At 42.2% G+C, this 23,753-nt stretch carries 22 protein-coding genes, 1 tRNA gene and 1 pseudogene; 15 read left to right on the top strand and 9 right to left on the bottom strand.

Features of this window, described 5'->3' with window-relative positions:
- Positions 1-301: 301 nt before the first annotated feature.
- From V7K84_RS32085 to V7K84_RS32075, 3 genes are all read left to right on the top strand, one after another.
- Positions 302-790 carry a GNAT family N-acetyltransferase gene (locus V7K84_RS32085; protein WP_334844251.1) on the top strand — a complete coding sequence of 163 codons (489 nt, stop codon included), beginning with the start codon at positions 302-304 and terminating at the stop codon, positions 788-790.
- A 33-nt stretch (positions 791-823) separates the two neighbouring features.
- Positions 824-1,501 (top strand): ComF family protein, encoded by a 678-nt coding sequence (locus V7K84_RS32080; RefSeq protein WP_334844247.1) that lies wholly within the window; start codon positions 824-826, stop codon positions 1,499-1,501.
- A gap of 86 nt (positions 1,502-1,587) precedes the next feature.
- Complete coding sequence (locus V7K84_RS32075) at positions 1,588-2,043, top strand: PPC domain-containing protein (RefSeq protein ID WP_334844246.1); 456 nt, start codon at positions 1,588-1,590, stop codon at positions 2,041-2,043.
- Positions 2,044-2,175: 132 nt separating this feature from the next.
- Here V7K84_RS32075 and cobS read toward each other — a convergent pair whose 3' ends face one another.
- On the bottom strand, positions 2,176-2,949 hold the full coding sequence (gene cobS / locus V7K84_RS32070; RefSeq protein ID WP_334844244.1) for an adenosylcobinamide-GDP ribazoletransferase: 774 nt from the start codon (positions 2,947-2,949) through the stop codon (positions 2,176-2,178).
- 376 nt (positions 2,950-3,325) lie between these two features.
- Between cobS and V7K84_RS32065 the strand changes: the two genes are divergently transcribed.
- The 5 genes from V7K84_RS32065 (at position 3,326) to psbM (ending at position 6,287) form a co-directional block, all read left to right on the top strand.
- Entirely contained in the window at positions 3,326-3,778 is a 453-nt protein-coding gene (locus V7K84_RS32065; protein ID WP_094347994.1) for a hypothetical protein, read from the top strand.
- A 321-nt stretch (positions 3,779-4,099) separates the two neighbouring features.
- Positions 4,100-5,248 carry a tRNA guanosine(34) transglycosylase Tgt gene (gene tgt, locus V7K84_RS32060; RefSeq protein WP_334844242.1) on the top strand — a complete coding sequence of 383 codons (1,149 nt, stop codon included), beginning with the start codon at positions 4,100-4,102 and terminating at the stop codon, positions 5,246-5,248.
- A gap of 78 nt (positions 5,249-5,326) precedes the next feature.
- Complete coding sequence (locus V7K84_RS32055; RefSeq protein WP_006195022.1) at positions 5,327-5,464, top strand: photosystem II reaction center protein K; 138 nt, start codon at positions 5,327-5,329, stop codon at positions 5,462-5,464.
- Positions 5,465-5,649: 185 nt separating this feature from the next.
- Positions 5,650-5,946, top strand: coding sequence for a 2Fe-2S iron-sulfur cluster-binding protein (locus V7K84_RS32050; protein ID WP_334844240.1), 297 nt, complete (start codon positions 5,650-5,652; stop codon positions 5,944-5,946).
- Between the two features lie 224 nt (positions 5,947-6,170).
- Positions 6,171-6,287, top strand: coding sequence for a photosystem II reaction center protein PsbM (psbM, locus tag V7K84_RS32045; protein WP_084227279.1), 117 nt, complete (start codon positions 6,171-6,173; stop codon positions 6,285-6,287).
- A gap of 176 nt (positions 6,288-6,463) precedes the next feature.
- Here psbM and V7K84_RS32040 read toward each other — a convergent pair whose 3' ends face one another.
- Together V7K84_RS32040 and V7K84_RS32035 are read right to left on the bottom strand one after the other, a co-directional pair.
- Positions 6,464-7,315, bottom strand: a complete 852-nt coding sequence (locus tag V7K84_RS32040; RefSeq protein WP_334844238.1) for a universal stress protein — start codon at positions 7,313-7,315, stop codon at positions 6,464-6,466.
- 641 nt (positions 7,316-7,956) lie between these two features.
- Positions 7,957-9,528, bottom strand: a complete 1,572-nt coding sequence (locus V7K84_RS32035; protein ID WP_334844236.1) for an alkaline phosphatase D family protein — start codon at positions 9,526-9,528, stop codon at positions 7,957-7,959.
- A 245-nt stretch (positions 9,529-9,773) separates the two neighbouring features.
- Between V7K84_RS32035 and V7K84_RS32030 the strand changes: the two genes are divergently transcribed.
- Positions 9,774-10,793 carry a WD40 repeat domain-containing protein gene (locus tag V7K84_RS32030; protein ID WP_334844235.1) on the top strand — a complete coding sequence of 340 codons (1,020 nt, stop codon included), beginning with the start codon at positions 9,774-9,776 and terminating at the stop codon, positions 10,791-10,793.
- 68 nt (positions 10,794-10,861) lie between these two features.
- Here the strand turns inward: V7K84_RS32030 and V7K84_RS32025 are convergent, their stop codons facing one another.
- The 5 genes from V7K84_RS32025 to psbZ form a co-directional block, all read right to left on the bottom strand.
- Positions 10,862-12,124 carry a glutamate-5-semialdehyde dehydrogenase gene (locus V7K84_RS32025; RefSeq protein WP_334844234.1) on the bottom strand — a complete coding sequence of 421 codons (1,263 nt, stop codon included), beginning with the start codon at positions 12,122-12,124 and terminating at the stop codon, positions 10,862-10,864.
- Between the two features lie 4 nt (positions 12,125-12,128).
- Positions 12,129-12,536: a hypothetical protein gene (locus V7K84_RS32020; RefSeq protein ID WP_094348002.1), complete on the bottom strand. Its 408-nt coding sequence runs from the start codon at positions 12,534-12,536 to the stop codon at positions 12,129-12,131.
- Positions 12,537-13,216: 680 nt separating this feature from the next.
- Positions 13,217-13,288: transfer RNA gene (locus tag V7K84_RS32015), tRNA-Gly, on the bottom strand.
- A gap of 127 nt (positions 13,289-13,415) precedes the next feature.
- The gene (gene ribH, locus V7K84_RS32010) at positions 13,416-13,994 is read right to left on the bottom strand and encodes a 6,7-dimethyl-8-ribityllumazine synthase (RefSeq protein ID WP_289799467.1); all 579 of its coding nucleotides are present in this window, start codon (positions 13,992-13,994) and stop codon (positions 13,416-13,418) included.
- Between the two features lie 192 nt (positions 13,995-14,186).
- Positions 14,187-14,375: a photosystem II reaction center protein PsbZ gene (gene psbZ / locus V7K84_RS32005; protein ID WP_179068007.1), complete on the bottom strand. Its 189-nt coding sequence runs from the start codon at positions 14,373-14,375 to the stop codon at positions 14,187-14,189.
- A gap of 150 nt (positions 14,376-14,525) precedes the next feature.
- On the opposite strand from psbZ, the gene V7K84_RS32000 reads away from it, so the two are divergent.
- Entirely contained in the window at positions 14,526-17,267 is a 2,742-nt protein-coding gene (locus tag V7K84_RS32000) for a CBS domain-containing protein (RefSeq protein ID WP_334844231.1), read from the top strand.
- A 12-nt stretch (positions 17,268-17,279) separates the two neighbouring features.
- On the opposite strand, the pseudogene V7K84_RS31995 reads toward V7K84_RS32000, so the two are convergent.
- Positions 17,280-17,585, bottom strand: a pseudogene (locus V7K84_RS31995) (Uma2 family endonuclease); the annotation flags it as partial.
- 344 nt (positions 17,586-17,929) lie between these two features.
- Here V7K84_RS31995 and abc-f point away from each other — a divergent pair.
- The 5 genes from abc-f to V7K84_RS31970 all read left to right on the top strand — a co-directional run bounded on the left by abc-f (position 17,930) and on the right by V7K84_RS31970 (position 23,481).
- Entirely contained in the window at positions 17,930-19,543 is a 1,614-nt protein-coding gene (abc-f, locus tag V7K84_RS31990) for a ribosomal protection-like ABC-F family protein (protein ID WP_334844229.1), read from the top strand.
- A 96-nt stretch (positions 19,544-19,639) separates the two neighbouring features.
- Positions 19,640-19,966: a DUF6825 family protein gene (locus tag V7K84_RS31985; RefSeq protein ID WP_334844227.1), complete on the top strand. Its 327-nt coding sequence runs from the start codon at positions 19,640-19,642 to the stop codon at positions 19,964-19,966.
- Positions 19,967-20,175: 209 nt separating this feature from the next.
- Positions 20,176-21,861 (top strand): ABC1 kinase family protein, encoded by a 1,686-nt coding sequence (locus V7K84_RS31980; protein WP_334844225.1) that lies wholly within the window; start codon positions 20,176-20,178, stop codon positions 21,859-21,861.
- 16 nt (positions 21,862-21,877) lie between these two features.
- On the top strand, positions 21,878-22,603 hold the full coding sequence (locus V7K84_RS31975; RefSeq protein ID WP_334844223.1) for a PP2C family protein-serine/threonine phosphatase: 726 nt from the start codon (positions 21,878-21,880) through the stop codon (positions 22,601-22,603).
- 680 nt (positions 22,604-23,283) lie between these two features.
- Positions 23,284-23,481 (top strand): NblA/ycf18 family protein, encoded by a 198-nt coding sequence (locus V7K84_RS31970; protein ID WP_094348015.1) that lies wholly within the window; start codon positions 23,284-23,286, stop codon positions 23,479-23,481.
- The last annotated feature ends 272 nt before the right edge of the window (positions 23,482-23,753 follow it).

The raw sequence follows: 23,753 nt of genomic DNA, 5'->3' as shown, positions 1-23,753 counted from the left end.
GGCAAATACAGTACAAAACGTATTAAATTTAACTCTAGTCTTTCTGGTTAAGCTTTCGTTACATAGTTAGAAATTTTCCCGCCCACCTACTTAGTTGGCAAGAAGACACTTGGTTGTGCATTGATGAGATAGGTAGATGTAGAGCCGATTTCTTTGTTAAAGATGACTTTTCTCAGTACTGGCACAATTCACGCCTTGAGAGTACAGCTTGAAATGAACTCTGCAAGAATTGCTATTTGCTGAGTAAATTGGGATATAGATGCGGAAAATTTTTCTGGGTAAACTTGACCAGCAAATGGTAATGAAAAACTATTATCAAGATTTTTTAATTCGTGATTGGGTGAAAAGCGATCGCACAAGAGCCGCTGAAGTCATCAGTTATGTATTATCAGAATACGGTCTGGCTTGGGAACCCAAGGGTGCTGACCAAGATGTGTTGCGAGTCGAGGAATGTTATTTGGCTACTGGGGGAGAGTTTTGGGTAATTGAACACCAAAGTCAGTTAGTAGGTACTGGAGCATACTACCCCATACACCGAGGCGAAAAAGCTGTAGAAATCCGCAAAATGTATCTTTTGCCCAGCATCAGGGGTTTAGGATTAGGGAAATATTTGTTACAACAGCTAGAAGCAGCGATCGCAAAGCGTGGTTTTCAGCAAATTTGGATTGAAACCGCCAGTGTTTTGGTGGAAGCAGTCAAGCTGTATGAAAGCAATGGCTACATTCCAGCAACGGGAGTAGAAACAACAAGATGCGATCGCGTGTATGTTAAGTCATTGGTCAAAGACTAATGACTAATGACCAATGACAAAGGACAATTCTAAATGCACGCTTGGATTAAAAATCTCACAGGCTTACTCAATCTTTTTCTCCAATCCCATTGCCCTCTATGTCAACGTGCAACTTCCCAAGAATTCTGTCAGAACTGCACCAGACAACTGCAAAAATGTCAACGTAAAGACCCGATTTCTCTATGGCAAGAGCCTATACCTGTGTTTGGTTGGGGAGAATATGGTGGCCCGGTGAAACGAGCGATCGCAGCGATGAAATACGAAAATCAACCCCAAATAGCTCGTCCTTTGGGTCAATGGTTAGGGGAAGCATGGTTGTTAAATTCACCGAAGCGAGATAGCCAGCCTGTAGTAGTTCCTATCCCACTTCACGCTAGCAAACAAAAACAACGTAAATACAATCAAGCCGCACTGATAGCACAAAGTTTCTGCGAAATAACTGGATTAAAATTGAAACCAAACGGTTTAGCAAGAGTGCGAGAAACTGAAGCGCAGTTTGGTTTGTCGGCATCTAAACGAGAAAAAAACTTGAACCAAGCTTTTGCTATTGGGCAAGAATTTCGCCATCGTCCTCCAAATGTCCCAGTGCTGTTAGTGGACGACATTTATACTACTGGTGCTACTGCGAGGTCTGCTGTGCAAACACTTCGTCAGTATGGAATTGTGGTCTTAGGATTAGTTGCTGTAGCCACTGCTGTCAAAGATGGATAAATTAAGAAGTAATGGGCAAGCTTTGACAGATAAATGCATAAATTGACCGAATTACCCTATTTTTGTAGAAAAATTGCTTGAAATGTATGAATAAAGTTTTGGCGGCAGGTTTAAAACAACTCATCATCATTCCTGCCACATTGCTGGCAATAAGCATTAGTACCAGTGCAGCTTTTGCTCAAAATAAATTGTATAGTCCAATTCCTTTATCTAACAGTACTGAAATTGACGATCGCCTTTCAGACAAAGATATTCCCACAGGTCAAGGTGGGTTTGCCCGTGATTACACTGTGAAGTTACAGAAAGGTGATAATTTAGCAGTTGACCTGTCATCAGAAAACTTTGACAGCATCATCACACTGCTGGCACCTGATGGTTCAACTCTGGCAGAAAATGATGATGGCCCTGATGGTAGTAGCAATTCCTTACTATTTACTCGCATCGTAGAGACAGGGAGTTATGTTATTCGCGTCCGGTCTTTTGGAGAAACTGGGGTTGGGGCTTTTAAACTTAAAGTGACAAAGTTGCAACCGATTAAGTGAAGTAGTCATTTGTCATTTGTCATTGGTCATACGAAGAGGCAAAGATGCAGACGGGAAAGACTTACTTCTCCTCTGCTCCTCTGCTCCTCTGCTCCTCTGCTCCCCTGCTCCCCTGCTCCCCTGCTCCCCTTCTTAAAAAGCGGTCAATGCGCAGAGAAATAAGGCTTCAGTCCACTCAACGACTGCGCCGTAGGTATCTCCTGTGTGTCCGCCTAGTTTGTGGTTGAACCATGCACCAGTTAAAGTGGCGATCGCACTTCCAGCAATTATGATTGTCAGCGCGAGAAATAGCTGCTGTTTATCTATTAGCCAAAGTAAACCACTCAAACTAAACAACAACAACAATCCCGGTAACAAATCTTTGTAAGAACGAATGGCTTGTTTGTGAAATGCGCCTTTACCAGTTGCTTTTAGATAAGGATATCGGGCGATCGCTAGTTGCTGTCCCCAACGTCCCCAGCCACAAGCAGCCATCAGCAACAAGCAACGGTTTTCTGGCATATCCGTCAAAGCTGTTATTTTCAGTATCACCAAGGCGATCGCAGCCATTGCTCCAAAGGCTCCTGTAGCACTGTCTGCCATCACCTCCAGTCGCCGCTCTGGGTCGCCGACTGCTAAACCATCGGCAGTATCCATTGCCCCATCTAAGTGTAATCCTCCAGTTATGGCAATCCAAACACTTACTACCAAAGCACTACGAGTTAACACGGGCATACCAATATAATCCATCCCCGTATCTAGCAATCCTAAAATTCCCCCAATCATAACCCCGACAAGCGAAGCAAGAAGTGCCACTCCCCGAAAGTCTAATCCGTTTAAATACGGCAGTGGAATTACTGTGTAAAATATGATACTAGCTGCCAGCTTTAACAGCAGCTTTTTCCACCACTGTTGCTGTTTCGTCATCTGAATTACATTAATTTTTGGTAAATTGCTGGATAATAGTCATAATTTCGGTACGACCGACATCAGTAGACTTTAAAACTTTAAATAAGATTTACTTCCATTAAACATTCTCGTTAAAAATTTTGTTATGCTGGTCTAAGTGGTAAACAAATATTTTTGGGTATTTTTTTATACAAAAACGACTAACTTAGGAAGTTAAAATTCCATCAGGGAGCAAAATTTGTGTTTTGTATTCGTTAACTAAAAACTTACTCCAAATTATTAGACGATTGCCCCACAAAATTGATATTTTTTTAAATGTAGGGAGTAAACAAGCTATTCAATTATGACAGTTTAGCTATGTTGCTGCTCTCCTTAGCTCAATCGCAATTTTCCTATGAGTCACCATCTACCCGACACCAGGATACCAGCTCCGTGCATTATTAACACGGGCATCATTGTGAATAAGCTCGACATCCGGCGATTGCTGGCAGATTTAGGTCGAGTCCACTACATCTACACCCAAGAAGATAAGGTACTGAGCGAGGGTGAAGGGGATGTGATGGAAGTTTTTGCCAATCCGCAAAGGTCTACCTTAGTGGCTAACCGGGCGCTATATCTGAATGTTTGTAGTTTTGATTACTTGGAACTAAAACAGTCGTCGCAACAAGAAACCTACTTCGATTTGATGCAAGAAGGAGTGTGTCTGCGGTTAATTCCCCGATCGACACCTTTACAAGAGCGACGAGAGCGAAGCTTCAATGTCAGCGCTATAGAAGCGATGATGGAACAAGTACTCTCAGCCAGGTGGGATGCAGAAATTGACGATGACTGTTCTGATTCTTTCTAAATAACAATTATTTACAGTATATACTCGTAAAGTTGGTAACTAGGTTAGTAATGAATGCTTAAGTGTTCGCTAAAACTCAATTACCAATTTTGATGTTTGGTCATAATTTAGCCAAATAATATTATTTTTGCCCTAATACCATTTGGTTTTATGGCTGCTAGTACAGCAAGACGGAAGTCAAAAAGCTTTGATTTTGGGCTTTCTGGCTGTAATGAAATGATAGGTTTATTTCTGCTGCGTTGTACTAGTTATGGATTTTTGAAACTCTTTACCGATTAGTGTTTCACAATCCAAAATCTAAAATCTAAAATTCCAAATGGCATGAGTGCGAATTTTTCTTTTCAATGTCTTGCTTGCTGTAGTCAAACCAAAGCTAGAGCAGGAGTGTTTTTCACTCCTCACGGTCTTGTAGAAACCCCCAGATTTATGCCAGTGGGAACACTGGCAAATGTCAAAACTATTACTCCATCTCAGCTCCGAGATACTGGGGCACAAATGATTTTATCTAATACTTATCATCTTCACCTACAACCAGGGGAAGCGATCGTGGCTGGGGGTGGTGGATTGCATAAATTTATGGGTTGGAACGGCCCAATGCTCACAGATTCGGGTGGATTTCAGGTATTCAGCTTAAGCGAGATGCGAAAAATTACTGAAGAAGGCGTAACTTTTCGCTCGCCCCATGATGGACGAATTATTAACTTAACACCAGAGCGCTCCATTGAGATTCAAAATACTTTGGGGGCTGATGTAATTATGGCCTTTGATGAGTGTCCGCCCTATCCAGCGACTCGCCAAGAGGTTGAAACTGCAACTGAGCGCACTTACCGCTGGTTAGAACGCTGTATAACAGCTCATCAACGCAGCGATCAGGCATTGTTTGGGATTGTGCAAGGGGGGGTGTATTTGGATTTGCGTTGCCGTGCGGCGGAAGCTTTGGCTAAGTTGGATTTGCCCGGATATGCCATTGGTGGCGTGAGTGTGGGAGAACCGCCAGAATTAATGGCTGAGATTGTCAAAGTAACAGCACCACTTCTACCCCCCGAAAAGCCGCGTTACTTAATGGGTGTGGGTACTTATCGGGAAATGGCGATCGCGATCGCATCTGGTATAGATTTATTTGATTGCGTCATTCCCACTCGCTGGGCAAGGCATGGTACAGCGATAGTCCAAGGCGGACGCTGGAATTTAAAAAATGCTAAGTTTCGTGAAGATTTTACGCCATTAGATGAAACTTGCCCCTGTTACACTTGTCAAAATTTTAGCCGTGCTTACATATCTCATTTAGTGCGATCGCAAGAAATATTGGCTTATACCTTGTTGAGCATTCACAACATTACCGAACTAATTCGCTTTACGCAAAAAATTAGAGAAGCAATTTTGAGCGATCGCTTTGTTGCAGAATTTGGTCACTGGCTCAACTCATCTGAATCAGCATCAGATGAGGGTGAAATTACAAATGACTATTGACCAATGATCGAGACTCAAACCATGTTAAGATACTTCTCAATTATGAAAGCTGTGTTGGATAGGTGGATTTAAACAAACATGGAAGCAGCACTTTTATTAGCAAAACTGCCAGAAGCTTACCAAATCTTCGATCCTTTGGTAGACGTTCTCCCAGTCATCCCGGTATTCTTCTTGTTACTTGCTTTCGTTTGGCAAGCAGCTGTGGGATTTAGATAAGTTAATCTATTTTTCAATTTATAGGACAGGTAGTTTACCTGTCCTATTTTTTTGTAGCATCGTATTTGAGAAAATTAATATTTATTAATATTTTGCAATGAATTATGATAATAAATAAGATGTTAATCAAGCTATGTCAATATGAAGCCTTGAAAGCCAAGCTTACAGTCAAGGAGGAATCAGTTATGGGTAATATCAAATTCGTTAAAGAAAATAAAGAAGTAGTGGCAGCAGATGGTGCTAATCTCCGGCTCAAGGCGATACAAAATGACATTGATATATATACATTTATTGGTAAAATGACCAATTGCGGTGGTAATGGTCAGTGTGGTACTTGCGTTGTCGAGATAGTCGAAGGACTAGAAAATCTTTCCCCCCGCACAGACGTAGAAAACCGGAAATTCAAGAAAAAGCCAGAAAATTATCGCCTTGCCTGTCAAACTTTAGTGAATGGCTCAGTCAGCGTAGTCACGAAGCCTTAAATTCTCAAATCTGTCATCTATCCAGTCAGTAGTCAAAATACTTACCAAAATTGAGTTTCCTCTCTACGAGACGCTACGCGGACATTTTGAATACTTCTCCTGGCGGAGAGGCTACGCCAACGACAAGCTCAGTACAAGTTTTGAATTTTGAATTGGTATAACTCTGTCATGGATAATGCTATCCTAATGTTGTTGACTGGAAATTAAAGAGAGGTTTTCTTGCCATGCAAGTTAATGACCTGGGGTTCATAGCGAGCATTTTGTTCGTACTAGTCCCCGCCGTGTTTTTACTAATTCTTTACATCCAAACTGCTAGCCGCGAAGGTGGAAAAGATAGTTAAGAGTTTGTGTATAAAATAAATAACCCCTGCACCAATAGTGTAGGGGTTTTTATTTATCAACTATCAATTTAGTGCTGTTAGCGTAGCCTGTGCTGGGTGCTGAATAGTAAAGACGAGACAAATCTTACTTATTTACTATTTTATTACAACAATTATTATACTCAGCACTGTTTACTTTAAGCGATTGTCCGCGCTAACAATACCGGACAAGTGGCATTGACTCGAACATAGTCAGACAAGGAAGATCCGATGAGCCGATCTATATCAACAAAACTCTTAGCGATCGATGGACGACGATCTGGAGAACCGAGCAATAATAAATCTATATTTAACTCTTCTGCCAATCGACAAATTTCTTCACCAGGTTTGCCACTGCTGATATAAGAACGAGATTGGATGCCTAGTTTTTCAGCTTCTGCAACTGCGGCTGCTAAAACTGGATTTTTGTCTGAGTTAACCTTGGTTATTTCCGATTTTTTACCACCGAAATCTGTACTAATATTTGCCAAAATTAATTCGCCGCCCGGAATATCTCGCAGTAAAAACAATGCCAATTTCAAGCAATTTTTTGCTGAATCAGAATTGTCTATTGCCACCATAATTCGCTTAATTCTTTTAACATAAATGTCATCTTTTACCAGCAACATGGGGCGAGAAGATAGCTGGAAAACATACTGACTGACTGAGTTCGATAAAATCGATTGCAGTCGCTTCAGTCCGCGTGAACCCATAATAATTAAGTCAGCGTCGATTTCATCAGCTACTTGGCAAACCACATCTTTGGGATCGCCTTCACGCAAAATTGAAGAAACTTGGCTAGGATCTAAGTTCAAAGTTTGAATAGCATTCGCCAGAATTTTACCCCCATTTTCCCATTTAGTTGTCATGGTAGTAGCAGCATTTTGTGCTTGAACAACATGCAAAATCGTAACTTTTGCAGATTGAATTGAAGGGATTTCTTTCAGGGTTTTGAGCATTTCTTCTGCGTGTCCCAATCCCGATACAGCCAGCAAAATTCTTCTGATCATCTTACGTAATTTTTGTGAAGTTTACTTTTGTTTTCGCTGTTGGTACTTGGCTCTGGTCGGATTTTCACCACCTTGCTTGACAACCTAATTAGTAAGTTGGCACAAATAAACTTTATTTTTTAGTATTTAACACTCAAACAAATGGCAAAGGATAAAAAACTAAACAAATGTTTAAGTTTGTTTGCACTTAGTCACTTAAACTTTCAACTAGACTTCAACTATTCAGGATACTCTCAATTTAGTCTGATGAACTTAATAAATTATGATGTTAGTTATTATTTTTAATCTATGTTTACTTTTGTTAATTAGAAGTTAGTTAAGTATTGCAAATAAATGCCAAAATAACTCTATAGTAAAATTGATTCAGTATAAGCTTTAACAGGCGATGTCTACGACGGGCTATGCCTACGCTTCCCACTTGAATAGTCTACACTCCACCTGAATTTCTCATATCTGCCGCCTTTTTTAAGTCTTTTGCAGTTTTGGTAACTCAGATAGCATTGCTATATCCGAACATTCGCAAAATGTGGGATAAAAATATCTGAATTAAGATATTGTTATGGTCGAAATCATATTTAATACTATATTGAAACCCTCCAAATAGAATCTGGAGGGTTTGTTTGATTGGTTATGAGATTTGCTTAACTTAGATGTGCCCCTGGTTGTCCGTTCTGGACTACAAACGAAGCTAGGGTTTTGACAGAGGCATTCAAGTCAACGATGCTTGATACAACGCGATAGTCACTTTGCCAGCGTTTTTGAGTCAGGTTGCAGCGAACGTATCCTCGGTAAGCACCGTCAAAGAACTTAGTATGGGGATTATTAGTTAGGGCTGCTTGAGATGGGGCGATGAATGAGGTGGGAAAGTCAGAGGTAATTGAAGTTCCTACGAACTCAGTACCTACCGTCGGTGAGTTTGGGTTATTGAAATCAAGCTTCAGGTCGTGTACCCAACTAGAATGAATATCTCCACTAATTACCACTGGATTAGAGGGTTGGCGCTGGTTTAGAAAACTCAAAAGCCGATTACGTGCAGCCACGTAACCGTCCCATTGATCTACATTGAAGACACCGACACCTGGACTACTATTGAAATTGTACTCGGCTAACATAGTCTGTTGAGCGATCGCATTCCAGCGCGATCGCGATTGGTCTAACCCTTTTCGTAGCCACTGCTCTTGCTCTGAGCCGGTCATCGTAGCATTTGTATCAAAAGCTTGGGGACAGCGAGGCTTAAGTCCGTCATCACAAGGTTGATTAGTGCGGTATTGCCTAGTGTCTAGCACATTGAACTCAACTAAATTACCGAAAGTCAACCGCCGATAAAGCAGCGCGTCTGGGCCTTTGGGCAATGAAGACTGACGTAAGGGCATGTGTTCGTAGTAAGCTTGGTAAGCATTGGCTCGGCGTTTTCTAAAAGCCTCTTGGGTTTGGTTGTCTTCGGGAATTAAGTTGGCGTAGTTGTTGTCAACTTCATGATCGTCCCAAGTGACAATCCAGGGAAAAGCCGCATGAGCAGCTTGGAGATTTGGGTCAGTTTTGTACAGAGCGTGGCGATCGCGATAGTCTTTAAGAGTGATAATTTCTGGACTATTATGCTGGCGGGGCCCACCAGATTGTGGCCCGTATTCGTAGATGTAATCACCCAGATGAACCACAAGGTCGAGATTTTCTTCAGCTAAATGCCGATAAGCTGTATAGTAGCCATTTTGCCAGTCTTGACAGGAGACAAAAGCAAAGTTCAGTTGTTGGGTATAGCTATAAAATGCTGGTGCTGTACGAGTCCGTCCAATTGGGCTAGCTTCCCTACCCACTTGAAATTGATACCAATACCAATGGTCAGGGTTTAGCCCACGGACATCAACATGGACTGAGTGCGCTAACTCTGGTGTTGCTAGTACTGTTCCTCGCCGCACAACCTGTTTCATGTTTTCATCAAGGGCGACTTGCCACCGCACTGGGACATTTACGATTGGCATTCCACCTCCAGAGAGTGGATTTGGAGCCAGTCGTGTCCAGATAACAACACCATCCGGCAAAGGATCGCCAGAGGCAACACCAAGACTGAACGGATAGCCAGAAAACCTTGAGTTAGCCAATACCGGATGCCATTGGCTAGCGATTGTTAACCCCGTTAAGAATCCTGCACCCAACAAAAAATTCCGCCGTTTGCACTGATTTGCTAGCAGGCACGTACCATCCATAAGTTCCATATTCACCCCTTCTTAGATGTAAATACAGTTGGCATTTAGGAGGGTCAATTGCCAAAAGCACAAATAATGGCTTGATTTGACTTGTTTCCTAATTGCTGCTCAACCAAACACAAGCAACCTATCAAACCAGGATCAAGTAGAAATTAAGATTTTGTTAAGTTTAAATTTGAATTAGGGGATTGGGTATTGAAACTAGGAGAAGTTTGTGGCAGATTTAGGCCCACCACCAAAATAGTAAATAATTTATGACAGTTAACAATACAGTTTTGGGAGGAATTGAAAGAGTTAAGCAATTGCTGGAGTATGGGAAGGTTGAACAAAAAATTGATGCCCTTATAGATGCTTTTGAGTATGGGGAAGCTGGCTTAGACTTGATTATTGAAGCTTTACAAAACTCAGAGGTTGATGTTCAAGAAGCAGCTTATTGGCTACTCCAGGAAAGTACAGAGCCAAGAGCTAAACTGGCATTACAGCTATACAACCCATATTTATTTTTTGAGTATCTTTTTACTATTGAGAGATATACAGATCAAGTTCGCAGTATAGCTTGTGTAGATATAAGCCAAGAGTTGCAAACCTTAGTTACTTGTAATTATAACAACATAATTCAAGTGTGGAATATGCAAACGCAACAAGTAATATGCACATTCCAGCCAGAAGCAACGAAGGAATTTCATCAAATCGCGATCGCACCCAATAATCGCGTTTTAGGACTTTGGCATTGTCTTGATTTGGCTGAGGTGTGGGATTTAAAAATAGGGCAGAAGATTTTCACTACAAATATCCAGTCGGAGGAATTTTGGGGAGTTTCTTTTAGCCCAGATGGTCAAATCCTTGTAAGTACTCGTGATGGTTATGAACTAACATTTTGGGATGTTAATGAACAAAAGATAATACCTTCTATTTTTATCCCCGAAAATATTCATCGCCGTATTCCCATCTACTCAAATTCGCAAATATTAGTGACTGAAGAACAAGACTTTGACCAAAACTATGAAATATGGGATTGGCAAACACAACAAGTAATTTGCACCTTAAGTCTTTCAGGGTATATGCCTGTAATTACTGTCAGCCGCGATCGACGCTTTTTACTTAGTGGTAGTCGAGAAAATGGAATTATCAAAGTGTGGAATATTCGGACAGGACATGAACTTTGTAGTCTCACAAGTCATTTATCGTCAATTACTGGTCTTGCAATTAGCTCAGATGGACAGAAACTATTTGTTTGGAGTAGAGACAGCACCGTTGAGGTGTGGGGAATTTAATTATTCATGCTGATTTCAGATAGTTTTACTTCAGAATTCAGGATTATATTATATAAATTACGAATTATTTAAAATCTGCCATTTCCCTGAACAATGTGCTTAACGGTGGTCAAAGTTTCCAGGCTGATAAATCCCCGGCGATGACCTTTTTGATTAGACATACCGAGAAATACTGAATCTCCCCGCGAAGGGTTGCGGGAAAAACGCGGAGAAGTGTTGATGTAGGTAGAGGCACTGTTAACTCCCAACGCAAACTGCCGACTTTCCTGGTAAGATTCAGTCACGATGGAGTCGGCATGACCGCTGCTGTATTCATTAATCCAGGCGATCGCAGCTTCTAAGCTATCCACTAGTTTAAAAGCTACTGTCCTGGTTAAATAAGGGTTTCCCCATTCGCCTTCTTTTACCAGCTGCAACTGGGGAAAGGCTTGTACTAGTTCTGCATCCCCTTTAATTTCAAAGCCTTTTTCCGTCAAGCTGTTCCACAGAACTGCTAAAGATGATGGCAAGGCTTGACGATGAATTAGTACTTTTTCAATGGCGTTGACTTGATCGGGTTCACTTTGATGGCTATTAAGAATCATCAAGCGCACCATTTCTAAGCTACTATTCAGCGACCAGTAGAGATAACAGTTACCCATCGCCGACTTTAAAACTGGGCAAGTTGACTGTCGGACTACCTGCTGCACTAAGCTAGAACGTCCGTAGGGAATCACTAAATTCACGTACTGGTCTTGGGTAACTAGATCCCGAACTGAAGCCCCATGTTCTGCTGTGATCAGTTCTAGACAGCCGGGAGCTAGACCAACTTCTGCGATCGCATTTTGCAATGCCTCAGCGATAGCGGCGTTGGTATGGCTGGCTTCGGTGCTGCCTTTGAGAATTATACAATTACCAGTTTTGATACAAAAACCCGCTGCGATCGCCCCTAAATCGGGAAACGCTTCATAAATAAATCCAATCACTCCCAAGGGCATTAACTGGGTGTAACTTTGGGAATCTTCCAGTTGATAATCAGCGGTTCTAACGCGTCGCAGCGGATCTGATAATTCCCCCAACCGTTGTAAAATGTCTACTGTCATCTCTAGTCTTGTGGGAGTCAGCTTCAGCCAGTCCAATATCAGCTCAGGCACTGCCATTTCCCGACTTGCTTCTAAATCCAAGGTATTGGCTTCTAGAATGTCGTCAAATGAGCGCTCAATCGCCTTTGCCATTGCCAATACTGCACGACTTCGGTCTGCTCCCTTTGTGAGCGCCAACTTTAGGGAAGCTTGATAAGCTCGTTGGGCACTAGTAATCGGTTCGGGGTGGTCATCCAATTCAACAGTCATTGAGTTAACGTCTGTAGGTAAGCCAGACCATTAGTGCTGGTAAGATAGCCAATAGCACCGCCACCATTGCCCAAGCAATAATGCTGGAACCATTTGCCAATCGCAGTGCTAATGGCAGCCATATAATCACTAGCACGAAAATAATGCCCAGCGCTATAGGCAGATAGCTTTCTCCCAAGCGGGGATGGACAACATGCCAACTATTTCCCATCCAGCGCCAAGCCCGTTTGTAGGGATAGGTGGTGGAAAGCTGTTCTAGGACATGACCATTATCTTCTACAACAAAGATTTGCTGACAGCGATCGCAACCAAATGCTTCTGTTAGCGTAATCGGAATTAACTGACCCCGGCGACGACAGGGACAGGGGTATTCGGTATTGAAATCGATTTTTTCGGGTTTTTGAGATTGCACAAGCGTTCTAATAACTTGAGCGTGTTTTACACGAACTACGAGAATATAATGACTTGGTAAACACCTTAAAGGCTTCTGTCTTTATATACATAAAAAGGTGATGCAAACATTGCCCTGATTAAAAATAGTAGATGCCGCTAACTTTAAGTATACTAGTTGCCAAATTAGTACAGAGTTATCTATTTGTAATCTTTCCCCATAGCTGGCGATCTTGTTTAAAAATTTCCTTCTCTTCATCTGTCGCTTTCAAGGTAATGTGGTTGCGTTTGTGGGGATTTATTATGCTGACACACCTGGTACAATTTTAAGCATAGGTGGCGATTCGCTCCTAAGGCAAATTCTTTGGGAAGGCTACACTCGTAAACAACACACATCAACAAACCCGCTAATTTCCCTTTGGCTCACTATATATTACTATCAGTTCTCAAAGTTAGATCGGCATTATGTCCAATCTCTATTCCTTGGAGTTCGCAAGCGTTTGCAAAGCGGGAATTGTTAAAACATCTATTATATGCAGTCTGTAAATCTTCGTCCAAATATATAGATTGTGGCTAATCTTGACCGATCTCCCCATCTTTGGAACGGTTTACAATAGTGCAGAGCTAATCTACGTACACTTCAACGCACCCTAAAAACACTAAACCTCTTGGAATTTTTAAATTCAAGAGGTTTTAGTTGGAAGCGGGTGACGCGATTCGAACGCGCGACATTCACCTTGGCAAGGTGACGCTCTACCACTGAGCTACACCCGCAATCAATTGCCATATATCAATATCTCAGATTTATCTGTAATTGTCAACCCCTTAATATAGTCATTAGTCATTAGTGAATAACAAAGGACAAATGACTAATGACTAATGACTAATGACTAATGACGGACTAGCCGAGTTCTTCTGACTCCAAAGTTAAATTGCCAACGCTGGCACTTGGAAAAGCGGCTGGCAGAGACTGGCTATTACGAGAATATGGCTCTGCTAGGTTAGAACGCAGTTGTCGCATCAGGCTAGCCATTTCTAGGGCATTTAGGGCATAATCCCAGCCATGATTACCTTTTATGCCTGCCCGTTCTAGAGCTTGCTGCATAGTATCTACTGTCAAAATGCCAAAAATGACTGGCACCCCAGTTTGAAAGCTAGCGGCGGCAATGCCTTTAGAAACCTCTGAGGATACGTAATCAAAATGGGGTGTTTGTCCTCGAATGACTGCGCCAAGACAAATTACAGCATCATAACGATGGGAAAGTGCTAATTGGCGAGCTACTAAAGGTACCTCAAAACTTCCCGGAACCCAAACATAGTCCACCTGATTACCTTGGGGATTAGGGTCTACACCGTGACGTTTTAAACAATCTTGACATCCCTCTAGCAGCTTTCCGGTAACGAGGTCATTGAATCGACCAATCACCACTGCAAACCGCAAAGGCTCCGTTTGGGTAAAAGTTCCCTCGAAAACTGCCATGATTGCCTCTTTATCAACTATACTTCTGGCCAATATACATTTCTTATTTAAATGTAGAGGAGCAGGAAAGCGCGGTCAAAATGAAGTTTCTAGGAAAAAGAAAAAATCCCTTGTTTCCCTTAACCTTTAACCTTGGCTTTTCTGCCCCTCTAGTTCTTATATTATGTGCCTGCGCCAGAGCGAAGCCGTCGCCTACACGACAAAAAAGTTTAACAAACCAACTAAAAACACCAAACCAATCCAGACCCCAGAACCAACCCAGAGCAGTTTTTTAGATTCACCCCAATTTTGGGGAGTGGCGTAAGCAACCGGAACGCCGACAACTAGGACAAAAGACAACAAGACTAGACCTATCAAGGCAAATTGGAATATTATGGTCATTTTTGCTTCTCCCAATACAGTGAAATACTAAAGATAGAATATCCTAAAGGGCGACACTGACACTTTCTTATTATTTTTAAGCTAGCAGAAATTGCAACATTTTTGTCATTTGTCCTTTGTCTAAGTAGAAGTGACTAATGACTCTAAACTATGGATTTAATTCTTTGCCACACAACAGCAGATTTTGACGCATTAGGAGCAGCAGTAGGGTTGACGCGCCTACTATCGGGAAGCAAGATTGTGCTCCCTGGCGGCTCTCATCCTACTGTACGGGATTTTTTAGCATTGCATCGGGATGAATATCCTCTGATTGAACGCCGTTCGGTAAATTCAGAAAAAATTCGCTCTCTGACTGTAGTGGATACACAACAGCGCGATCGCTTGGGTAAAGCTGCTGAGTGGTTAGATTTACCTACTGTAAGAGAGATTATAGTTTACGATCATCACTTAGGACAAGAATCAGATATTCCCGCCACGCGATCGCATATTGACTCAGTAGGAGCCACCACAACTTTAATCGTTGAGCAATTGCAACAACAGGAAATTTCCTTGAGTTCTGCCGAAGCAACTGTGATGGCTTTGGGTATCCACGTTGACACTGGTTCTTTGACATATGACCAGTCCACAGCACGGGATGCCTTAGCTTTGGCTTGGTTAATGCAACAAGGGGCTAGTTTATCAGTAATTTCCACCTACCGTGACCCCGGATTATCTTCGCAATTGCAGCAGCTATTAACTGAATCTCTGGAAAGTTTAGAATATCTCTGTCTACATGGATATACGGTTGCTTGGGTAACTTTGAAAACTGAGGCTTTTGTGCCGGGGCTGTCGAGTCTAGCTTCGGAACTTGTGGAATTAACTGAAATTGATGCCCTACTGCTGGCTAATGAATATCCTTTAGGTGAAGAGGATTCACGCTTAACGGTAATTGGGCGATCGCAAATTCCCAAAACGAATCTTAACCAATTATTCCAACTTCTAGGTGGCGGCGGTCATTCGCAAGCCGCATCGCTAAACCTAAGAGGAGTTGATTCAGAGGCAATATTAAAACAACTCCTAGACGGGGTAAAAGCACAAATTCCCCATCCCCTCACTGCTAGGGATTTGATGTCTTCTCCTGTGCGCACGATTCTGCCTGAAACCACAATTGCCGAAGCCCAGCGCATTTTATTACGTTATGGACACTCTGGTTTATTCGTAGTTGATACTCAAGGGCAACTAGTAGGTATTATTTCGCGGCGGGATATTGATATCGCCTTACACCACGGATTTAGTCATGCGCCAGTTAAGGGCTACATGACCAAGAATCTCAAAACGATTACACCATATACGACATTGCCACAAATTGAGTCGGTGATGGTGACTTATGATATCGGACGCTTACCAGTATTGGAAAACGAGCAGTTAATCGGTATTGTTACCCGTACTGATGTCTTGCGGGAATTACATCAAGAATGGGATGAAGACCAAGAGGGAGAGCAAAAATTCAAAATTAAAAATGATGCTCACGGACTCGCTAACGCTGCGCTAACAAAATTTAAAATTCCTCTCAGGACTGAATTGCAAAATCGCCTTGCTCCGCAACTGTGGCAATTACTCACCACAGCATCGCAAGAGGCAGAAAAACGGGGTTGGCATCTTTATCTAGTGGGCGGTGCGGTGCGGGATTTGCTATTAACAGAAGCAGTAGCGGGCACTTTGATGATTAAAGATATCGATCTTGTGGTTGATGGCTTTCATAAATCAGCAGATGTCGGTGCTGGTGTGGAATTAGCCAAAGCACTCCAACAACTTTACCCTATGGCTCGCTTAGAAATCCACGGGGCTTTTCAAACTGCGGCTTTGTTGTGGCACAAAGACCCAGAATTAGCTTCTCTGTGGGTAGATATTGCCACTGCTAGAACAGAATTCTATCCTTATCCAGCCGCAAATCCAGAAGTTGAGGCGAGTTCCATTCGTCAAGATTTGTATCGCCGAGATTTTACCATCAACGCCCTTGCCTTGCGCCTGACTTCCCCTCGTACTGGTGAGTTACTCGATTTTTTTGGTGGATTACTAGATTTACAAGCTAAACAAATTCGGGTTTTACACGCCAATAGCTTTATCGAAGACCCCACCCGCATTTTTCGTGGCGTGCGCTTTGCCGTGCGCTTCGGATTTCAGATAGAACCGCAAACTGAAGAGTTTATCCGCTATGCCATCAACAGTGGTGTTTACGATCGCACTGCTCAAGAGAATAGCAGAACTCCAGCCCTGCAAACTCGACTGAAAACGGAATTAAAACACATTCTAGAAGCCTCCTACTGGAAATCAGCTTTGCAGTTACTAGATAACTTAGGGGCATTGCAATGCATCCATCCTACCCTAAAGCTAGATGTGGAAGTCCTGCGAAAATTACGTTTGCTAGAACGCTGTTTGCGGCGATTTGACCCGCAACCAACCCTCACTCATTGGGAAATGCGTTTAGAAGCGTTAATTGCCCATTTAACACCACAATATCGGGCGAAAGTAGCAAAAAATCTACAATTGCAAGATGATGGCATTAAACGCTTGCAAAACTTGGCTTCTGCCCAAACTGAAGTAATAGAATCTTTGCCTAAGTGTGAAAGTCCTAGTCAAGTAGTACAGTTGTTGCGACAGTATGATTTACCAATGCTGATTTTAATTGCTGTGCAAAGTCCGCGATCGCTTAGACATCAGATTTGGGAATATTTAACTGTTTGGACTAATGTGCAGCCACTATTGAATGGCAATGATTTAAAGAAACTTGGTTACAAACCAGGGCCTCAATATCGGCAGATATTAGATGATATACTTGCTGCTACCTTGGATGGAGTAATTAAAGACAAGACTGAAGCTGAGGAATTTTTAGCGCAACACTATCCTAAATGAAATAGCTCTGGTCTAAATTGTATCTGGATCGATATTTAATTCCCGCAGTTTTGCTGCTAAACGTTCTGCCTTTTGTTCGGCTTGTTCTGCTTTTTGTTGTACCTGTTCTGCCGTTTCTTCCGGTGTTGGTACTAGTTGTCCATCTCGTGTAAAAAATCGCAATAAACCTTCATAAACTCCCAAATATAACCCTAGCTGATCACTCCACAAATATCCTTGTTCATTTGCTTGTAGAGGTTGATATTCTCCATCTACTAAATGAAATCCTGCAAATTTTTGTGTGTAAGGGTCGAACCAAAAATAATCGGGTGTGCGAAAAACTACATTAACGCTTGGCAAAAACAGCCGATCGCATCCTCGCTTTCCGAAATTCCTTAGTGTTACACTGTAGTCAATATCAAACCTCATCACAACTCCAACGAGATAGCAGAAATGAAGTAGTACCAAACACCTGTTGCACCAAAGCAACAAATGTCAACAAAGAATAAACGCAACTAGTTTGACAGGGTTACTTCACATAGCCATGCAATAAAAATATTGTCATTAATCCTATCTATATAGAACCGTTTGACAAGTGTCTGCGGCTGAGTTTTTTGTGTCTAATCTATCCGTAATTTTTGGAAACACGCGGGTGGGAGTTTGGAAATTGAGGTTTGAGAAGAATGCCGAAAAAATCAATATTGTTAGCTGAAAACTTAGCCTATGACCTCAGCGTAGATAAAACTTTATTTCAACGAGTTCATGTGAATATCGACGCGGGCGATCGCATTGCTTTGGTTGGTCGCAACGGAATAGGAAAATCAACCCTACTCAAGATACTTGCAAGTCAACTCAGCCCCAATACAGGCTCAGTTTTGCGTCATGGTATGGTCTATTATTTGCCACAAATCAGCACTATCAGACAAGAAATTACAGCAGATACAGTGCTTAGTTTTTTGATTTCTATCTCTGATGAATGGTGGAATATTGAGGAGATTTTACAAATACAATTTCACACAAACCTTGATCTTTCACTACCAATTACTAACTTGAGTGGTGGAGAACTTACTAAACTATTTCTGGCAATCGGTTTAGCTCAAGAACCAAACTTGCTATTACTTGATGAGCCAACAAATCACATGGATTTGCAAGCGTTAGAAAGCTTAAAGCAGTTTCTTCAAGATTTTGCAGGTGCTTTTGTAATTGTCTCGCATAAGCCTTTTTTCTTAGATAAACTGACAGATATCACCTGGGAACTTACACCTGCTGGCGTGAAAGTCTATGGCGGTAATTTCTCGCACTATCGAGAGCAAAAAGAAATAGAGTTAGAAGTCGCATTGCGATCGCACGAAGCCGCCAGAAAGGAACTCAAACGTACCCAAGCCACAGCGATGCAAGAACAGCAACGCGCAGCCCAATCTAGTCGCAACGGTCGCGCCAAGTTTCTGAATGGTAGTATTGATAGAATGGCAGCAGGATTGATTAAAACCAAAGCTGAGGTATCTACCGGAACTGCAAAAAAGAAACATGAAGCAGCAGTAGCAAAGGCTAATCAAAAGGTTGCAGAGACAAAGGTCAAAACCACCAAAGTCACGAGTATTCAGCTAGAAGAAAAAAATCAAAAGCGCCGAAATCTAATTAATATCCAGGGTGCGAATCTTAGGATATCGGAACGTTTATTGATTCAAAATATTCAACTGCATATATCATCTGGCGATCGCATAGCCATTATCGGCGCAAACGGTTCTGGTAAATCGAGTTTGGTCAAAGCAATTTTGGGCGTAGAAAACCAAACAGCGGTTTTAGAATCAGGTGAGGTTTTGCTCACACCAGCCATGAAAGCTGTATATCTCGATCAAACTTACGAATTGGTAAATCGCCAATACACAATTCTAGAAAATATGCAAGCTGCCAATCCTCATCTCAGCCATCAGCTTTTACGTCAACAACTGGGACACTTTCTCTTTAAATATGATGACGTTCACAAAAGCGCCTCTGTACTGAGTGGAGGTGAATTGGCAAGATTAGCGCTCGCTATAATCAGTATCTCAGAAATCGATCTACTGATTCTCGATGAGCCAACTAATAACCTGGATATTGAAACTGTTGAACAAATAGTAGTAGGTATTAATGATTACCAAGGAGCGCTTTGGGTAATATCCCACGATATCGATTTCCTCAGCCGGATTAACATTACCCAAGGTTTCAAGTTGAGGGAACAAACTTTGCAAATGACAAATTATTTACCAAGTACACCAGAGCAATATTATCGAGAGTTGCTGGAATGCGATCGATAAAGCGATCGCCTGATGTAAATTTCTAGCTCAACAATAGAAGCCGCAAAGCATACAGGCAAGTTATAATTCTCTTGCGGTGCAACGTAACAAAAATTTATGAGTAATCCCCTTGTGCAAGCCTTTTTCGTAGGCAGAGCGGTAGCAGAAGTAGTTAATGAGCGTTTAGAGGTCGCCTTGACCGATGCTTTGAGCGATCTGGGCAAATTTGATGCAGAAGCTAGAGAGCAGCTGCGCCAGTTTACAGAAGAAGTCCTAGATCGGGCAAATCGGGCAGCAGAATCAGCTAATGCTGGTCAAGCTACTGCAAGTACTGGGCAAGCCAGTTCTGATTCCGGTGACTTGCAAGCAGATATTGACGAATTAAGAGCAGAAATTGCCCTGTTACGAACAGAATTGCAACATTATCGCCGAACTTCTGCATAATTTTAGTCATTAGTCATTGGTCATTGGTCATTGGTCAAAAATTATGCACGAATGACATAGACGCGCCAGCGGCTACTCTACGAGTTCTCCGAAGGAGTACCCGCAGGGTAAGACAAATGACAAAGGACATTTAAGAAAAAAACAGTTTAGGAATCAGAGTGTCTTTTCTTCCAAGTGATTCGGTCGCAAACCAACGGTAAACAAAGTATATGGAACAAGGTTATTCAGAGAAGGCATACCGTTGGAATCGGGAAAAATACTCTAGCAAACGGCGTTTTGTGGACATTTGGTCTTTTGTCTTGACCTTATTGTTCAAACTTTGGCTATACAACAAATCTTGGAGTTATCCAGGTGGTGTGACTGATGTAAAGCAAGCTGCAAGACGCAAAACCCAAGCGGTCTGGATTCGCAATACCCTACTAGATTTAGGGCCAACCTTTATCAAAGTTGGGCAACTGTTTTCTACCCGTGCTGATATATTCCCTGGTGAATATGTAGAAGAACTAGCCAAGTTACAAGACAAAGTACCAGCATTTAGCTATGAGCAAGTAGAAGCGATCGTTGAGAAAGAACTAGGCAAGAAAATTCCTGAACTCTTCCATAATTTTGAACCTATTCCCTTAGCTGCTGCTAGCTTGGGGCAAGTACACAAAGCTGTACTACATAGTGGAGAATCAGTTGTTGTCAAGGTGCAACGTCCTGGACTAAAGAAGTTATTTGAAATAGATTTACAGATTCTCAAAGGAATTACCCGCTACTTTCAAAACCATCCCAAATGGGGACGGGGACGCGATTGGTTGGGTATTTACGAAGAATGTTGCCGCATTCTTTGGGAAGAAATTGATTATCTTAACGAAGGTCGTAACGCCGATACTTTTCGCCGTAACTTTCGCGGCTATGATTGGGTGAATGTCCCAAGAGTATACTGGCGTTATGCCACTTCCAGAGTTCTGACTTTGGAATATCTCCCTGGAATTAAAATTAGCCAATACGAAGCTTTAGAAGCAGCGGGTTTGGATCGAAAAGCGATCGCTCGTCAAGGCGCTCAAGCCTACTTACTACAATTACTCAATAGTGGCTTTTTCCACGCCGATCCTCATCCAGGTAATATTGCCGTCAGTGCAAATGGCGCTCTGATATTCTATGATTTCGGGATGATGGGGCGGATTAAGTCCAACATCCGCGAAGGATTGATGGAAACACTGTTTGGCATTGCTCAAAAAGATGGCGATCGCGTTGTGCAATCTCTGATAAATTTAGGTGCGATCGCCCCAACTGATGATATGGGCCCAGTCCGGCGTTCCGTCCAGTATATGCTGGATCATTTTATGGATAAGCCCTTTGAAAATCAATCAGTTGCAGCAATCAGTGACGACCTTTACGAAATAGCTTATAATCAGCCATTTAGATTTCCAGCAACTTTCACTTTCGTGATGCGAGCCTTTTCTACTCTAGAAGGGGTAGGTAAAGGCTTAGATCCAGAGTTTAACTTTATGGAAGTTGCCAAACCGTATGCAATGCAACTTATGACCGATATGAATGGTTCTGAGGGGAATAGCTTTCTTAACGAATTAAGTCGCCAAGCAGCTCAGGTAAGTAGTACCGCCTTGGGTCTGCCACGTAGATTAGAGGATACACTGGAGAAGCTAGAGCAAGGAGATATGCGCTTGCGCGTTCGGTCTATAGAAACCGAACGCCTGCTGCGGCGACAGAGCAGTATTCAGCTCTCAATAAGCTATGCTCTGTTAATCAGCGGTTTTACGCTTTCAGCTACTATTTTAGTGGTTAAGGATTATCTATGGTTAGCACTGCTGCCTGCTTTAATTGCAGCGGCGCTTTCAGCGATCACGATCCGATTACTTTTACGCCTCGACCGTTACGATCGTATGTATTAATTGTTGCAAAAAATTTATGAAACTTAATTTCACGGGTTTTAGCGATCCGGGACTTATTCGTTCTAATAATCAGGATGCTTACTATATAGACCCAGAAGGACGATTTTTCGTTGTTGCCGATGGTATGGGTGGTCATGCCGGAGGTGAAGAGGCAAGTCGCATTGCCACTGGAGAAATTCAGGCGTATTTAGTAGCAAATTGGGAAACTTCTAAGTCTTCTCAAGAATTGCTAGAGCAAGCTTTGTGGGGAGCCAACGAAGCGATTTTGCAGGATCAGCAAAATCATCCCGAACGCGCCGATATGGGGACAACAGTTGTAGCAGTGATTTTTCGCTCCCCAGAGTCGCCTTGGTGCGCTCATGTTGGCGATTCGCGGCTGTATCGCTTCCGAGAGTCGCACTTAGAACAGGTAACGGAAGACCACACTTGGGTAGCACGAGCAATCAAAATTGGTGACATCACCTTAGATGAAGCACGATTACATCCTTTTCGCCATGTATTATCGCGCTGTTTGGGGCGCGAAGACTTGCATCAAATTGATGTGCAACCACTAGATGTAAAAGTTGGCGATCGCTTGCTGTTATGTAGTGATGGTCTTACAGAAGAACTTGTCGAGCAGAAGATTGCTAACTGCCTCCAAGATGGTCCTTGGCTTGATAAAGCCGCCATCTCTCTTGTTGAGGCTGCCAAAGAGCATGGAGGGCACGATAACATCACAGTTGTCATCGTCTCCCTTGAATAAAATAGTCATTAATCATTGGTCATTAGTCATTAGTCGATGCTTAGTAACTTGAAACAAATGACAAAGGATAAAGGACAAAGGACAAATCTGGTAAATATACTCAGTAATTTGTTCAGCGTGAGCATTTTTCCTTTTTACAATTTGATACAAATATTTTTAGCCTCTAAAATGACCGAAAGAGGCTAAATTTGTATAAATTGGTAAATTGACATCTTGCACATAATAAGGTAAAGCGACTATAATTCACGCTTATTACCATTAATTCCCCAACCTCCTTAAAATTTCCGTCCTCCGAAGCTTCTTCCACGCTTGCGGAGACAACATCTTAGGCTTTTTAAACACAAAGACTAAGACGGGTTTTGCATAGCACCAAATATTTTCTTTAAAGGAGATTCGTGCAAAGCAGGAAGGAATGAGGGAGGTAGTTATACCTATCTAAGACCAAGTAGAGCTTATTTTCCGGAATATGGTTCAGCTGACTTGGGTGGTATATCAGTAGGATTAGGTGCAAGATATCAGAGCAGAAAAACTCCACACTTTGGATGTGGGCAATCTGTCAAACAATTGTTATCTTTCGTAATACGGAGGAACAAATGTTGGACAGATATAAGTCCAAATATTATCCCATTTGGACTTCTGTGAGCGATATCACCTTTACGCGTTGTTTTTTCGGAGTAATTATGAATCAACCAATGAAACTATCCTTGGAACAGCAATTCAGCATCTGCTCATTTTCCACTCAGGTGCAGAACATGAGCCACGAGCAAGCTAAAGACTTTTTAGTAAAGCTCTATGAGCAAATGGTCGTGCGTGAGGCAACTTATCAAGAGCTTCTGAAGCATCAGTGGGGCTTAGATTCAGGTTCCACTATGGCATAGAGTCGTTCTAATGTCGCAGTGGGCGACCTCCTTCTCTTGCTTGGTTCCAAGGAGGAAAAGAGCTGGGGATGTCGGGGCGTCAACTTCGATAAGTAATTCCACAAGATGATCCAAAAGTTCAATTCACGAAATTAACCAAGAATGAGTAAACATTGTCTACGGCATATCTGCTGGAGTCTAGACTAACTTTAGAATTGCAGGCGAAATCCGTTGTTTGCTTTAGCCAAACTTCTTGTTGTTTCGTCTAGCGGTGGAATCACACCTGCACAAAT

The sequence above is a fragment of the Nostoc sp. genome (genome assembly GCF_036917315.1).
Classification (GTDB): domain Bacteria; phylum Cyanobacteriota; class Cyanobacteriia; order Cyanobacteriales; family Nostocaceae; genus Nostoc.
This window is presented reverse-complemented; position numbering and strand designations above follow the sequence as displayed.

What these genes read in the sequence shown, in the direction of transcription:
- V7K84_RS32085 (WP_334844251.1), top strand. Translation starts at nt 302, where the DNA reads ATGAAAAACTATTATCAAGATTTTTTAATTCGTGATTGGGTGAAAAGC.
- V7K84_RS32080 (WP_334844247.1), top strand. Translation starts at nt 824, where the DNA reads ATGCACGCTTGGATTAAAAATCTCACAGGCTTACTCAATCTTTTTCTC.
- V7K84_RS32075 (WP_334844246.1), top strand. Translation starts at nt 1,588, where the DNA reads ATGAATAAAGTTTTGGCGGCAGGTTTAAAACAACTCATCATCATTCCT.
- cobS (WP_334844244.1), bottom strand. Translation starts at nt 2,949, where the DNA reads ATGACGAAACAGCAACAGTGGTGGAAAAAGCTGCTGTTAAAGCTGGCA.
- V7K84_RS32065 (WP_094347994.1), top strand. Translation starts at nt 3,326, where the DNA reads ATGAGTCACCATCTACCCGACACCAGGATACCAGCTCCGTGCATTATT.
- tgt (WP_334844242.1), top strand. Translation starts at nt 4,100, where the DNA reads ATGAGTGCGAATTTTTCTTTTCAATGTCTTGCTTGCTGTAGTCAAACC.
- V7K84_RS32055 (WP_006195022.1), top strand. Translation starts at nt 5,327, where the DNA reads ATGGAAGCAGCACTTTTATTAGCAAAACTGCCAGAAGCTTACCAAATC.
- V7K84_RS32050 (WP_334844240.1), top strand. Translation starts at nt 5,650, where the DNA reads ATGGGTAATATCAAATTCGTTAAAGAAAATAAAGAAGTAGTGGCAGCA.
- psbM (WP_084227279.1), top strand. Translation starts at nt 6,171, where the DNA reads ATGCAAGTTAATGACCTGGGGTTCATAGCGAGCATTTTGTTCGTACTA.
- V7K84_RS32040 (WP_334844238.1), bottom strand. Translation starts at nt 7,315, where the DNA reads ATGATCAGAAGAATTTTGCTGGCTGTATCGGGATTGGGACACGCAGAA.
- V7K84_RS32035 (WP_334844236.1), bottom strand. Translation starts at nt 9,528, where the DNA reads ATGGAACTTATGGATGGTACGTGCCTGCTAGCAAATCAGTGCAAACGG.
- V7K84_RS32030 (WP_334844235.1), top strand. Translation starts at nt 9,774, where the DNA reads ATGACAGTTAACAATACAGTTTTGGGAGGAATTGAAAGAGTTAAGCAA.
- V7K84_RS32025 (WP_334844234.1), bottom strand. Translation starts at nt 12,124, where the DNA reads ATGACTGTTGAATTGGATGACCACCCCGAACCGATTACTAGTGCCCAA.
- ribH (WP_289799467.1), bottom strand. Translation starts at nt 13,994, where the DNA reads ATGGCAGTTTTCGAGGGAACTTTTACCCAAACGGAGCCTTTGCGGTTT.
- psbZ (WP_179068007.1), bottom strand. Translation starts at nt 14,375, where the DNA reads ATGACCATAATATTCCAATTTGCCTTGATAGGTCTAGTCTTGTTGTCT.
- V7K84_RS32000 (WP_334844231.1), top strand. Translation starts at nt 14,526, where the DNA reads ATGGATTTAATTCTTTGCCACACAACAGCAGATTTTGACGCATTAGGA.
- abc-f (WP_334844229.1), top strand. Translation starts at nt 17,930, where the DNA reads ATGCCGAAAAAATCAATATTGTTAGCTGAAAACTTAGCCTATGACCTC.
- V7K84_RS31985 (WP_334844227.1), top strand. Translation starts at nt 19,640, where the DNA reads ATGAGTAATCCCCTTGTGCAAGCCTTTTTCGTAGGCAGAGCGGTAGCA.
- V7K84_RS31980 (WP_334844225.1), top strand. Translation starts at nt 20,176, where the DNA reads ATGGAACAAGGTTATTCAGAGAAGGCATACCGTTGGAATCGGGAAAAA.
- V7K84_RS31975 (WP_334844223.1), top strand. Translation starts at nt 21,878, where the DNA reads ATGAAACTTAATTTCACGGGTTTTAGCGATCCGGGACTTATTCGTTCT.
- V7K84_RS31970 (WP_094348015.1), top strand. Translation starts at nt 23,284, where the DNA reads ATGAATCAACCAATGAAACTATCCTTGGAACAGCAATTCAGCATCTGC.